This window comes from Oricola nitratireducens (genome assembly GCF_014904745.1).
Classification (GTDB): domain Bacteria; phylum Pseudomonadota; class Alphaproteobacteria; order Rhizobiales; family Rhizobiaceae; genus Oricola; species Oricola nitratireducens.
In genome coordinates this window covers 54,585-67,653 of record NZ_JACZCS010000014.1, presented here as the reverse complement: position 1 = coordinate 67,653, position 13,069 = coordinate 54,585, and the positions used below count along the sequence as shown (strand labels likewise).

The 13,069-nt window shown below is 65.8% G+C and carries 8 protein-coding genes and 1 tRNA gene; 6 read left to right on the top strand and 3 right to left on the bottom strand.

Features of this window, described 5'->3' with window-relative positions; translation table 11 throughout:
- Nucleotides 1-161: 161 nt before the first annotated feature.
- The 6 genes from IG169_RS08810 (at nucleotide 162) to IG169_RS08785 (ending at nucleotide 6,270) form a co-directional block, all read left to right on the top strand.
- Complete coding sequence (locus IG169_RS08810) at nucleotides 162-905, top strand: FCD domain-containing protein (protein ID WP_193175827.1); 744 nt, start codon at nucleotides 162-164, stop codon at nucleotides 903-905.
- 14 nt (nucleotides 906-919) lie between these two features.
- Entirely contained in the window at nucleotides 920-1,837 is a 918-nt protein-coding gene (locus tag IG169_RS08805; protein WP_193175826.1) for an SMP-30/gluconolactonase/LRE family protein, read from the top strand.
- Nucleotides 1,838-1,856: 19 nt separating this feature from the next.
- Entirely contained in the window at nucleotides 1,857-3,389 is a 1,533-nt protein-coding gene (locus IG169_RS08800) for a UxaA family hydrolase (protein ID WP_193175825.1), read from the top strand.
- A 13-nt stretch (nucleotides 3,390-3,402) separates the two neighbouring features.
- The gene (locus tag IG169_RS08795) at nucleotides 3,403-4,554 is read left to right on the top strand and encodes a fumarylacetoacetate hydrolase family protein (protein ID WP_193175824.1); all 1,152 of its coding nucleotides are present in this window, start codon (nucleotides 3,403-3,405) and stop codon (nucleotides 4,552-4,554) included.
- A gap of 12 nt (nucleotides 4,555-4,566) precedes the next feature.
- Complete coding sequence (locus tag IG169_RS08790) at nucleotides 4,567-6,072, top strand: aldehyde dehydrogenase (NADP(+)) (RefSeq protein WP_193175823.1); 1,506 nt, start codon at nucleotides 4,567-4,569, stop codon at nucleotides 6,070-6,072.
- 107 nt (nucleotides 6,073-6,179) lie between these two features.
- A tRNA-Ser gene (locus IG169_RS08785) sits at nucleotides 6,180-6,270 on the top strand.
- Nucleotides 6,271-6,811: 541 nt separating this feature from the next.
- Here IG169_RS08785 and IG169_RS08780 read toward each other — a convergent pair.
- Genes IG169_RS08780 through IG169_RS08770 form a run of 3 tightly spaced genes read right to left on the bottom strand, consistent with a single transcriptional unit; the run spans nucleotide 6,812 to nucleotide 13,050 of the window.
- Nucleotides 6,812-7,807 (bottom strand): dihydroorotate dehydrogenase-like protein, encoded by a 996-nt coding sequence (locus tag IG169_RS08780; protein WP_193175822.1) that lies wholly within the window; start codon nucleotides 7,805-7,807, stop codon nucleotides 6,812-6,814.
- Between the two features lie 10 nt (nucleotides 7,808-7,817).
- On the bottom strand, nucleotides 7,818-11,417 hold the full coding sequence (gene nifJ, locus IG169_RS08775) for a pyruvate:ferredoxin (flavodoxin) oxidoreductase (protein WP_193175821.1): 3,600 nt from the start codon (nucleotides 11,415-11,417) through the stop codon (nucleotides 7,818-7,820).
- Entirely contained in the window at nucleotides 11,410-13,050 is a 1,641-nt protein-coding gene (locus IG169_RS08770) for an NAD(P)-binding protein (RefSeq protein ID WP_193175820.1), read from the bottom strand. The genes nifJ and IG169_RS08770 overlap by 8 nt, the downstream gene beginning before the upstream one ends.
- Nucleotides 13,051-13,069 lie beyond the last annotated feature (19 nt).

The window sequence follows — 13,069 nt, the reverse complement described above, 5'->3', positions numbered from 1 at the left end:
CGGCCCCGCAATCCCCGGGGCGACGGCGTTTTGCGCGGCGATGCGCGTGCCCGTTGACTCGGCCCGGCCTCTGCGGCATGCGTATACCCATATGGTATGAGGAATAGAACGAAGTCCTTATGCACAATGCCGGTCCGCAAACCGGCGCGGGAGGAAATATCGTGCTTCGTGACGCGGTGAACAGCCGGACGTTTTCGCGCCGCAGCCTGCATGGCCAGGTTGCCCACGAAATCGCCATGCGCATCGTGTCCGGCGCACTTTCTCCGGGATCGTGCCTGCCGACGGAGGAAGCCGCCAGCGCCGAAATGAAGGTCAGCCGCACCGCCTACCGGGAGGCGCTGAAGGTGCTCTCGGCCAAGGGACTGGTCGAATCGCGGCCAAAGACCGGCACCCGCGTCCGCAGCCGCGACGAATGGAACATGCTCGATCCCGATCTGTTGTCCTGGAGCTTCGCTGCGGGCCCGTCGGCCAGTTTCGTGCGGTCCCTGTTCGAGATCCGCCAGATGATCGAGCCCACCGCGGCGGCCTTCGCAGCCGAACGCGCCACCGTGGACGACCTGGCGGCGATCGAAATGGCCCTGACCGGGATGAAGCGGAACGGCCCGGGCGCGCGGGAGAGCATTGAGGCCGATCTTGTCTTCCATCTCGGAATCCTCGCTGCCTCCGGCAACGAGATGCTGGTCTCGCTCGGCTATCTGATCGAATCCGCGCTGGCCCAGAGTTTCGAACTGTCGGCGCGCAATCCGGGTGCGCGGCAGAATTCCATTCCGCTGCACGAGGCGGTCTTTCATGCGATCCGGCAAGGCGACCGCGAAGGCGCGCGCCAGGCAATGAACACGCTGCTTTCCGGCGCCCGCGAGGACGTCGCAAGCCTGCTCGACACCGGCGGCGGCGGAAAACGGTAACGGGAGGAGATGCCATGGCCCTGGTCGGCGACAGTTACGAATATTACGACAAGCGCTTCTACGACCTGACGGTTCCGATCGCCGAGGTCGAGGAACTGTTCGACGGCTGTCGCTGGGCGGAGGGGCCGGTCTGGTTCAACGAGCACGCGACGCTGGTGTGGAGCGACATTCCGAACCGGCGGTTGCTGCGCTGGATCGAGGGGCAGGGCGTCTCGGTGTTCCGGCACGAATCCAACTACGCCAACGGCAACACCCGCGACCGGCAGGGCCGGCTGGTCTCCTGCGAGCATGGCGGACGGCGCGTCACCCGCACCGAGCCCGACGGGACGCTCACCGTCATCGCCGACAGCTACAAGGGCAAGCGGCTGAATTCGCCGAACGACGTCGTCGTCAAGTCCGACGGCACGATCTGGTTCACCGATCCCAATTACGGCATCATGTCCGACTACGAGGGTTACAAGGCGGATATGGAGCAGGCGGGCTGCTTCGTCTTCCGCGCCGATCCGGCGACCGGCGCGCTCGACATCGTTGCTGACGATTTCGTCAAGCCGAACGGTCTCGCCTTCTCGCCGGACGAGACGATCCTCTATGTCGCCGACAGCGCCCGCAGTCACGATCCGGACGGCCCGCACCATATCCGCGCCCTCGATGTCGGCGCCGACGGCAGGCTTTCCGGTTCGCGGGTGTTCTGCGAGGTCGATCCGGGCGTGCCGGACGGCTTCCGCCTCGATACTGACGGCAATCTCTGGACGAGCTGCGGCAATGGCGTGATCTGCTTTGCGCCCGACGGCACGCCGCTCGGCCGGATCAGGATCCCGCAGACGGTCGCCAACGTCACCTTCGGCGGGCCGAAGCGCAATCGCATGTTCATCACCGCGACGAAATCGCTCTACGCGGTCTATCTCGCAACGACAGGCGCCCAGACGCCTTGAAGCCGGAAATTCTGAAACCATGACGAAAACAGCCACGATCCCGACATTCATCCGCCTGCACGGCGCCGACAACGTCATCGTGACCACGTCCAGCCTGCCCGCCGGGGCGGCGCTGGAAGAGGTTGCGCTCAATGCCGCCGTGCCGAGCGGCCACAAGGTGGCGACCGGAGCGATCGCCGCGGGTGAGGCGGTGCGCAAATACGATCAGGTGATCGGCTTTGCGTCGCGCGACATCGCTCCCGGCGACCACGTTCACACCCACAATTGCGAGTTTCGCGCCGATTTCGCGCGCGATCCGGCGCCGGGCATCGACGCGAAGCCGACAGATTTCCTCGCGCCCGAAAAGCGCGCGACGTTCAAGGGCATCGTCCGGTCCAACGGCAAGGTCGGCACGCGCAACTATATCGGCGTGCTGACGACCGTGAACTGTTCCGCCACGGTCGCCAAGATGGTCGCGAGCCATTTCGACGGGGACGCGCTTGCCGCCTATCCCAATGTCGACGGTGTCGCCGCCTTCGTGCACGGCACCGGCTGCGGCATGGCGATGGACGGCGAGGGCTACGACGCGCTTCAGCGCACGCTGAACGGCTATGCGCTGCATCCGAATTTCGCCGGTGTGCTGATGATCGGTCTCGGCTGCGAGGCGGCGCAGATCCGCCTGCTGATGGAGGCCTACGGGTTGAAGGACAGCCCGACCTTCCAGCACATGACCATCCAGGGCACCGGCGGCACGAGGAAGACCGTCGAGGAGGGCATTCGCCGCATCGAGGCGATGCTGCCGGAGGCCGACAAGGCGGTGCGCGAGACCGTTTCGGCCGAGCACCTGTCGCTTGCCCTGCAATGCGGCGGCTCCGACGGCTATTCCGGCATCACCGCCAATCCGGCGCTGGGTGCGGCCGCCGACATGCTGGTGCGCCATGGCGGCACGGCCATCCTCGCCGAAACGCCGGAAATCTACGGCGCCGAACATCTGTTGACCCGCCGGGCCGAAAGCCCGGAAATCGCGGCAAAACTGCTCGAGCAGATCCGCTGGTGGGAAGCCTATACGGCGCGCAACAACGGCTCGATGGACAACAACCCGTCGCCCGGCAACAAGGCCGGCGGCCTGACGACGATCCTCGAAAAGTCGCTCGGCGCCGCGGCCAAGGGCGGCACGACCAACCTGACCGGCGTCTATGACTACGCCGCGCCGGTGACGAAGAAGGGCTTCGTCTTCATGGACTCGCCCGGCTACGACCCGGTTTCGGTCACGGGCCAGGTCGCCTCGGGCGCCAATATCATCTGCTTCACCACGGGGCGCGGCTCGGTGTTCGGCTACAAGCCGTCGCCCTCGATCAAGCTGGCGACGAATACCGCCATGTATCAGCGCATGACAGACGACATGGACGTCAATTGCGGCGCGATCATCACCGAAGGCGTCGGCGTCGCCGAGATGGGCGAGCGGATTTTCCGGCTCATCCTCGACGTCGCGTCGGGCAGCAAGTCGAAAAGCGAGGCGCTGGGCTTCGGCGATGCCGAGTTCACGCCCTGGGTGATCGGGGCGGTGATGTGATCGGGGAACCGCGATGAATTTCTTTCCGCATGAAAGCGAGCGCGCCGGCGTCTTCGTCGGGCGCATCTGGTCGCCGGAGGCTGAAGGCCCCTGCGTCGTCACATTGCGCGACGGTGTCGTCGTCGACATCACGTCGAGGGCAGCGCCGACGGTCCGCGATATCTGCGAGATGGACGATCCGGCCGGTTACGTCCGCGCCGCGGATGGGACGCCTGTCGGCGCACTGGAGGAGATCGCCGCAAACCCGCCCGGTGACTTGGCAAAACCGCATTTCCTCGCCCCCTGCGATCTGCAGGCGGTCAAGGCCTGCGGCGTCACCTTCGCCAGTTCCATGGTCGAACGCGTGATCGAGGAAAAGGCCGCCGGCGATCCGAAGAAGGCGCTCGATATCCGTGTCCGTGTCGGCGAGGCGATCGGCGGATCGCTGCGCAATATCAGGGCGGGATCGCACGAGGCGGCAAAGGTCAAGGCGGCGCTGATCGCGGAAGGGCTGTGGAGCCCCTATCTGGAGGTCGGCATCGGGCCGGACGCCGAGGTGTTCTCCAAGGCGCAGGTGCTGTCCTCGGTCGGCCCCGGCGCCGATGTCGGCCTGCACCCGATCTCGAAGTGGAACAATCCGGAGCCGGAGATCGTTCTCGCCGTGTCGTCGAAGGGCGCGATCGTCGGCGCGACGCTCGGCAACGACGTCAATCTGCGCGACGTCGAGGGCCGCTCGGCGCTGCTGCTGGGCAAGGCCAAGGACAACAATGCGAGCTCCGCCATCGGCCCGATGATCCGGCTGTTCGACGAGACCTTCACGCTCGATGACGTGCGCGCCGCCGAACTCGACCTGACGGTGACCGGCGAGGACGGCTTCGTGCTGAAGGGCCATTCGTCGATGAAGGAAATCAGCCGCGATCCGGCCGACCTCGTCGCCCAGACGCTCGGCCGCCATCACCAGTATCCGGACGGGCTTGTGCTGTTCCTCGGCACGCTGTTCGCGCCGACTTTAGATCGCGACGTGCCCCGAGAGGGCTTTACCCACAAACTAGGCGACGTCGTCACGATCTCGTCGTCCGGGCTTGGCAGTCTTCGAAACACCGTGCGCCTGTCGACCGAATGTCCTGAATGGACCTTCGGAATCGGCGCATTGATGCGCAATCTCGCCGCGCGAAATCTTATCTGACAGGAGAATGAAATGCTGACTGGACACCACCTGATCGCCGGAGAATGGGTCGCTGGCGACGCGACATTTGCGAGCGAACCGGCGCATGGCGAGGCGCACGACTTTTCGGTCGGCACGCCCGCCCATGTCGATGCCGCGGTGAAGGCCGCCGAAGACGCCTTCTGGTCCTATGGCTATTCGACCCGCGCCGAGCGCGCCGCCTTCCTCAATGCCATCGCCGACGAGATCGAGGTGCGCGGTGACGAAATCACCGCGATCGGCACCTCGGAGACCGGCCTGCCGGAAGCGCGCCTGCAGGGCGAGCGCGGCAGGACGACCGGCCAGTTGCGCCTGTTCGCCAGCCATATCGAGAAGGGCGACTATCTCGACCGCCGTCACGACGAGGCGCTGCCCGACCGCGCGCCGCTGCCGCGCCCGGACCTGCGCATGATCCAGCGCCCGATCGGCCCGGTCGCCGTCTTCGGCGCGTCGAACTTCCCGCTCGCCTTTTCCACGGCCGGCGGCGACACCGCCGCCGCGCTGGCGGCCGGCTGCCCGGTCGTCGTCAAGGGCCATTCCGCCCATCCCGGCACCGGCGAGATCGTCGCCCAGGCGATCGACGCGGCGATCAAAAAATGCGGCGTCCATCCCGGCGTCTTCTCGCTCGTCCAGGGCGGCACCCGCGAGACCGGCCAGGCGCTGGTCACGCATCCGCTGATCAAGGCGGTCGGCTTTACCGGTTCGCTTGCCGGCGGCCGGGCGCTGTTCGACCTATGCGCATCGCGCCCCGAGCCGATCCCGTTCTTCGGCGAACTGGGGTCGGTCAACCCGATGTTCCTGCTGCCGGAGGCGGTCAGGGCGCGCGGCGTGGAGATCGCGAAGGGCTGGGCCGGATCGCTGACCATGGGGGCGGGGCAGTTCTGCACCAACCCGGGCATCTCGGTCGTCATCGACGGGCCGGAGGCGGACGCCTTCATCGAGGCGGCGACGGCGGCGCTGGAACCGGTCGGCGCGCAGACCATGCTGACCGACGGCATCGCGAGGGCGTATCGCGCCGGCCGCGACCGGATCGCCGGCACCAAGGGCGTGCAGGAGGTTCTGACGTCCACCTGCGACCTCAGAAACGCGACGCCCTATCTGTTCGCGACGACCGGCGCCGAATGGCTCGCCAACGAGGTGCTGGGCGAGGAGGTGTTCGGCCCGCTCGGCCTGATCGTGCGCGTCGCCGGTCTCGACGAGATGCTCGCGGTGGCGAAAAGCCTCTCCGGCCAGCTCACCTGCACGCTGCACATGGACGCGGCCGACACGGAGGCGGGCCGCGCCCTGATGCCGGTGCTGGAACGCAAGGCCGGCCGCGTTCTCGCCAACGGCTATCCGACCGGCGTCGAGGTTTGCGACGCGATGGTGCATGGCGGGCCGTACCCGGCCTCGACCAATTTCGGCGCGACCTCGGTCGGCACCCTGTCGATCCGCCGCTTCCTGCGTCCCGTCTGCTACCAGAACATGCCGGCGGCCCTGCTGCCGGACGATCTGCGCTGAGGTCTGCGAGGAAAACGAGATGCGCGCGGCCGGTTTCCGGCCGTGCGGGCATGCGATCCCAAAAAACCTTGGACAGCCAATTGAATCATGGTACGGGCGGGGTCCGCGGAGAGGTGGCCGAGTGGTCGAAGGCGCTCCCCTGCTAAGGGAGTAGGCGGTGATCCCGTCTCGAGGGTTCGAATCCCTTCCTCTCCGCCACTTTCTGTTTCCATGTGTTTGGCCTTTAGCAGTAATTTTTGTTCTGCTTATCAGTGTGCACTCTGGTGTGCAGTTAGGGCGCGTGGTGACCGCTTTAAGAGGAGGCTAGATCCGCAGCGTGTCGTAAGCCCAAACGCACAGCATATCGCGTTCGATCGACAGGTGAGTCCGGCGAGCGGACTCTCGCGCCGGATCACAATTTCGTGCGATTTCGGCCGAAAGGAGCGGAATGCGGGCCCTCGTTTCGAATTGGATGGATAGCTGTTTTGGGGCCGAAGAAAGACATCACGAAACGGGCGGCAAAGAGTCCGCTTTGTGCCATAAACGGCCGGCAAATCGATGAAAGATTAACGACCGATATGGGGCCGAGGCTGACAGTCTGCTTTCATATGGCATTTTGCAGAAGCAGCTCTTTTTCATACGACGCCAGAGTGGTCATAAATCTAGTAGCTGCCGAAGTCAGCGCAGTGTTCAGAAGCCATGCTCTCTGTACGCCATCGATCTGTCGCAGGAAGCGAGCGTTCGCTGACGCTGTATTCGATTACCGGCCGGCGAAATCCTGCAGCACGCGGATGTAGTTCGCCCGTTCGTAGGCTTCGGGATTGGCGATGTTGCGGTGGTTCATTCTGCCACGAATGTCGGCGGGCGAGGAAAACTCGCGTGATGCGAGCCAGGCGCCGAGCCCATCGACCAACGTTCGCATGTGATCGACGCCGTGGCGCAGCAGCGCCGATGTCGTCATTACCACGTCGGCTCCGGCAAGCAGGTATTTCACCACGTCATCGGCGCTCTCCACCCCGGTCGTCGCCGCCAGCGACGCCTTGGTCTGTCCGGAAAGCACGCCGATCCACAACAGCGGCAGCCGCATCTCGTAGCTGTTCGACAGTTCGATGCTGGGGGTGATCGTCAGCGTCGCCGGGTCGATGTCCGGCTCGTAGAACCGGTTGAACAGCACCAGCCCCTTCGCGCCGGCCTTGACCAGTTCGCCGGCCATGTGGCCGGGCGACGAGAAATACGGCCCGATCTTGACCGCCACCGGGAGCTCAACCGCCGAACTGACCGAATGGACAACGTCCACATAGCGCGCCTCGACATCGCGGCCGTTCAGCGTCAGGTCGGACGGCACGAAGAAGACGTTGAGCTCGATCGCCTTCGCGCCGGCCGCCTCGATGTCGCGGGCATAGTCGACCCAGCCGCTGTCGGTGACGCCGTTGAGGCTGGCGATCACCGGCATGCTCAGGGCCTGCGCCGCTTTCTCGATCAGGGTGAGGTGATGCGATGTGTCGAAGGCGTAGGCGGTCTGGGCGGGAAAATAGCTCAGCGCCTCGCCGAAGCTCTCCGCTCCCCGGTCGATCAACATGTCGAGGATTTCCTCCTCGCGCTCGATCTGCTCCTCGAACACCGAGGGCAGGACGACGGCGCCCGCGCCGCACTCCTCCAGCCGCTTCAGATTGTCGATGTCGCGGTTGAGCGGGCTGGCACTCGCCACGATGGGGCTCGTCAGTTCGAGGCCGAGATAGCTGGTGGTCAGATCCATGTCCGGCTCCTCACAACTTGCGCGCCGCGCCCATGACTTCGGAAGGGGTAGGGCCTGTTTCCATCTGCGCGAATTCCTCGTAGGAGCGGTACTTGTCGCGGATCGCCTCCTGCGCTTGCGTCAGCAGCATCGCGGCGTCTTCCGGCCGGCTCGCGGCCAAGGCGCTGTAGCGCAATTCGTTGTAGGCGTAGTCCTTGAACGGCAGCGTCGGCCGAGGCGAATCGAGCCGGAACGGCGCCTCGCCGATATCGCGCATCGCCGGGTCGTAACGCAGCAGCGGCCAGTAGCCGCTCGCCACCGCCTTGTCCTGTTGCGACAGACCTTTGCGCAGGTCGTAGCCATGCGCGATGCAATGGCTGTAGGCGAGGATCAGCGACGGTCCCTCCCAGGCTTCCGCCTCGCGGAACGCCTGCAGCGTCTGCTGCGGATTGGCGCCCATCGCCACCTGCGCGACATAGACATTGCCGTAGGCGATCGCCTGCAGCGCGAGGTCCTTGCGCGCCGTGCGCTTGCCCGCGGCGGCGAATTTGGCGATGGCGCCGAGCGGCGTCGCCTTGGACGCCTGGCCGCCGGTGTTGGAATAGACTTCGGTGTCCATCACCAGAATGTTGACGTTGCGCCCGGTTGCGAGCACGTGGTCGAGCCCGCCATAGCCGATATCGTAGGCCCAGCCGTCGCCGCCGACGATCCAGATCGAGCGCCGGACCAGATGATCGACGACCGACAGCAGGTGCTCGGCCGCCATGTTGCTCTTCAGCGCCAGCAGCTTCGTCTTCAGCGCCGCCACGCGCTCGCGCTGCACGCGGATTTCCGATTCCCTGATCTGCGGCGCGTCGAGAATGGCGGCCGCCAGATCCTCGCCGATCTCCGTCGCCAACTGGCGCAGCAGGTCGCGCGCGAGCCCCAGATGCTTGTCGGCCGCGAGACGGAAGCCGAGCCCGAATTCGGCATTGTCCTCGAACAGCGAATTCGACCAGGCCGGCCCGCGCCCCTCGGCGTTTTTCGTCCATGGCGTCACCGGCAGGTTACCGCCATAGATCGACGAGCAGCCGGTGGCGTTGGCGACCATCAGCCGGTCACCGAACAGTTGCGAGAGCAGCTTGACGTAAGGCGTCTCGCCGCAGCCGGCGCAGGCGCCGGAGAACTCGAACAGCGGCTCCAGGAACTGTACGCCGCGCACATTGGCGAAATCGACGCGGGAGCGGTCGTTGATCGGCAGCCCCTCGAAGAAGGCGATGTTCTCGCGCTCCCTGTCTACCAGCCCGGCCTTGTCTTCCATGTTGATCGCCTTGATCCCCGGCTCGGCAGGGCTTTGCGCCGGGCAGGTCTCGACGCACAACCCGCAGCCGGTGCAATCCTCGACATAGAATTGCAGCGAGAAATGCGCGCCGGGATAGCCGCGCGCATTGACCGGCGCCGACTTGAACGCTTCCGGTGCGCCGTCCAGTTGCGCCTCGTCATAATACTTCGCCCGGATCACGCTGTGCGGGCAGACAAAGCCGCACTGGCCGCACTGGATGCAAAGATCTTGACGCCAGACCGGTACCTCTTCGGCGACGTTGCGCTTCTCCCACGCAGCCGTGCCGGACGGGAACGTGCCGTCGACCGGCATCGCCGACACCGCGATCTCGTCGCCCAGCCCCTCCATCATCCGCGCCGTTACCCGGCGCACGAAATCCGGCGCGGACAGGGGAACGATCGGCGGGCGCTCGAAATCGCTGGTCGCGCTCGCCGGCACGATGACTTCGTGCAGGCGCGCCAGCGCCCCGTCGACGGCGGCCCAGTTCTGCTCGACGACTCGCTTGCCCTTGCGGCCATAGCTTTTGGCGATGGCCTGCTTGATGGCGTCGATCGCCTCGTCGCGCGGCAGCACGCCGGAAAGCGCGAAGAAACAGGTTTGCAGAATTGTGTTGGTGCGGTTCTTCAGCCCCACCTCGCGCGCCGCCGTCGTCGCGTCGATGACATGGAATTTCAGCTTCCGCGAAATGATCTCCTGCTGCACGCTACGCGGCAGATGGTCCCAGACCTCGTCCGGCCCGTAGGGAGAATTCAACAGGAAAGTCGCACCCGGCGCGGCCAGCCGCAGCACGTCGGTCTTTTCCAGAAAGTGGAACTGGTGGCAGGCGACGAAATTCGCCGAGCGGATCAGGTAGGGCGAACGGATCGGGTTCGGCCCGAACCGCAGATGCGAGACCGTCTGTGCGCCCGACTTGTGGGAATCGTAGACGAAATAACCCTGCGCGTAGCGCCCGGAGTCTTCGGCGATGATCTTGACGCTGTTCTTGTTGGCGCCAACCGTGCCATCCGCGCCGAGGCCGTAGAAGACGGCGCGAACGACGTCGTCCGGCTCGGTTGTGTAATTCGCGTCGACCTCGAGGCTGGTGAAGGTGACGTCGTCATTGATGCCGACGGTGAAACCGTTGCGCGGTTCCGCCTTCTTCAGTTCGTCGAACACTGCCTTGACCTGGGCCGGATCGAAATCCTTGGACGACAGGCCGTATCGCCCGCCGACGATCCTCGGCATGGTCGCCCGAGTGCCGCGCGCGACCGCGTCGGCCACAACCGAGACGACATCGAGATAGAGCGGTTCGCCGCTCGCGCCCGGCTCCTTGGTGCGGTCGAGCACGGCGACAGCCTTGCAACTCGCGGGCAGCGCCGCGAGCAGGTGCTCGGCGGAAAACGGCCGGAACAGCCGGACGGCAACGAGGCCGATCTTCTCCCCATGCGCGTTTAGATCCTCCACCGTCTGGCGCACGACCTCGACGCCGGATCCCATGGCGACGATGACGCGCTCGGCATCGGCCGCGCCGAAATAGTCGAACAGCCGGTATTGGCGTCCGGTGAGACCCGCGAATTTCTCCATCGCTTCGGCGACGATGCCGGGCGTTGCCGCGTGAAAGCGGTTGGCGGCCTCGCGCCCCTGGAAGAACACGTCCGGGTTTTGCGCCGTTCCGCGCACGAACGGGTGCTCGGGATTGAGCGCCCGCCCGCGATGCGCGATGACGTCATCGTCTTCGATCATCGCGCGGATCGCGGCATCCGGCACGAGCGTCACCGTGTTGACCTCGTGCGAGGTTCTGAACCCGTCGAAGAAATGCACGAACGGCACGCGCGCCTTCAGCGTCGCCGCCTGCGCGATCAGCGCCATATCGTGGGCTTCCTGCACCGAGTTCGACGCCAGCATGGCGAAGCCCGTCGGACGGATCGCCATGACGTCGGAATGATCGCCGAAGATCGACAGCGCCTGCGTCGCCACCGAGCGCGCCGCGACATGGAACACCGCCGGCGTCAATTCGCCGGCGATCTTGAACATGTTCGGCAGCATCAGCAGCAGGCCCTGCGACGCCGTGAAGGTCGTCGTCAGCGCGCCCGCCTGCAGCGAACCGTGCAGCGCGCCCGCGGCGCCGCCCTCGCTCTGCATCTCCTGGATGACCGGGATGTTGCCCCAGATGTTGGTGATGCCCTTCGCCGTCCATTCGTCGGCAAGCTCTGCCATCGGCGAGGACGGCGTGATCGGATAGATCGCGCAGACCTCGTTAACCCGGTAGGCGATGTGGGCGACGGCGGCATTGCCGTCGATCGTCGCCTGAACGGCAGCGGCGTCAGCCATGGGTCGAACCCTCCGGGACCATCTCGATGGCGTGGCATGGGCACTGCTCGAAGCAGGTCGCGCAGCCGGTGCATTTTGCGTAGTCGTATTCGTAGCGCTTGCCGGGCCCGAGCTTGATGATCGCGCCTTCGGGGCACGCGGCATAGCAATTGTCGCACTCGTAGCAATCGCCGCATGAATAGCAGCGCTGTGCCTCGAACCGCGCTTCCTTTTCGCTGAAACCCGAAACGATCTCCGCGAAACCGTCGAGCCGTCCGACGGCGTCGAGCTTCTTCTGCTTGCCCGGTTCGGCGTCGGAATAGACCGGCAGATGCAGCATGTCGAAAGAGACCAGATCGGCGGCGGCCGGCTCGGCATATTTGCCGCCGCTCAGCCAGGCGTCGATATGGCGCGCCGCTCGCTTGCCGTGGCCGACCGCGATCGTCACCGATTGCTGGCTCGGCACCATGTCGCCGCCGGCGAAGACACCGTCCGCGCCGGTCATCAGGTCGGGGCCGATCTCCACCGCGCCGTCCGGCGTGAAGCGGATTCCCGGCACCTTGGCGAGGAACCGGCCGTCGCTCTGCTGGCCCAGCGCCAGCACTACCGCATCGGCGCTCAGCGTCTCGAATTCGCCGGTCGGCTGCGGCCGGCCATGCTCATCGAGCGCCATGCGTTCCACCGTCAAGTCCGACCCCGAGATCTCCTTGATCGTGGTCAACCATTGAATCTTGACGCCTTCCTCGATCGCCTCGTCGGCCTCGAAGGCATGCGCCGGCATGTGCTCGCGGTCGCGCCGGTAGACGATCAGCGCTTCCGTCGCTCCCAGCCGCTTGGCGGTCCGGGCGGCGTCCATCGCCGTATTGCCGCCACCATACACGATGACCCGGCGTCCGAGCAGTGGCGGATTGTCTGCGCTCGTCTCGTGCAGCACGTCGACCGCATCAAGCACCCTCGTGGCGTCACGCGCTGGAATCTCGACGTGTTTGCCGCGGCCCGCTCCGATCGCCAGGAACACCGCGTCGAATCCGCCCTCGCGCTTTTCGGACAGAAGATCGGTCACCTTGTGGTTGGTGACGATCTTCACGCCGAGCGCCTCGATGCGCGCGACTTCCTTGGTCAGTTCGGCGCGCGGCAGCCGGTAGGCCGGAATGCCGAAATGCATCATGCCGCCGGCGACCGGGCCGGCCTCGCGGATCTCGACCGTGTGACCGAGCCTTGCGAGATGATAGGCTGCCGACAGGCCTGCCGGCCCCGCGCCGACGACCAGAACCTTCTTCCCGCTCTGCGGCCGGACGGGTTCGAAAGCCCAGCCTTCTGTGGCGGCCATGTCGCCGAGGAAGCGTTCGACGGCATGGATCGACACCGGCGCGTCGACCGCGCCGCGGTTGCAGTTGCTTTCGCAGGGGTGATAGCAGACCCGGCCGTGCACGGCCGGCATCGGGTTCTGCGCGGTCAGGATGTCCCACGCTTCCCGGTAACGGCCGGCCTGCGCTTCCGCCAACCATTCCCTGATGTCCTCGCCAGCCGGGCAGGCATGGCTGCACGGCGGCGTCAGCGTCACGTAGTGTGGTTTTCGATGGCGCACTGGGCCCGCGCCGCGCGTGACGGTCAGATCGACCGATGGCGTGAAATCCGGTAGCTTGGTGTTCACGTTTTTTCGCGCCTCTCTT

Excerpts from the sequence above, each read along its gene's own strand:
- IG169_RS08805 (WP_193175826.1), top strand. The coding sequence starts at position 920 with ATGGCCCTGGTCGGCGACAGTTACGAATATTACGACAAGCGCTTCTAC.
- IG169_RS08800 (WP_193175825.1), top strand. The coding sequence starts at position 1,857 with ATGACGAAAACAGCCACGATCCCGACATTCATCCGCCTGCACGGCGCC.
- IG169_RS08795 (WP_193175824.1), top strand. The coding sequence starts at position 3,403 with ATGAATTTCTTTCCGCATGAAAGCGAGCGCGCCGGCGTCTTCGTCGGG.
- IG169_RS08790 (WP_193175823.1), top strand. The coding sequence starts at position 4,567 with ATGCTGACTGGACACCACCTGATCGCCGGAGAATGGGTCGCTGGCGAC.
- IG169_RS08780 (WP_193175822.1), bottom strand. The coding sequence starts at position 7,807 with ATGGATCTGACCACCAGCTATCTCGGCCTCGAACTGACGAGCCCCATC.
- nifJ (WP_193175821.1), bottom strand. The coding sequence starts at position 11,417 with ATGGCTGACGCCGCTGCCGTTCAGGCGACGATCGACGGCAATGCCGCC.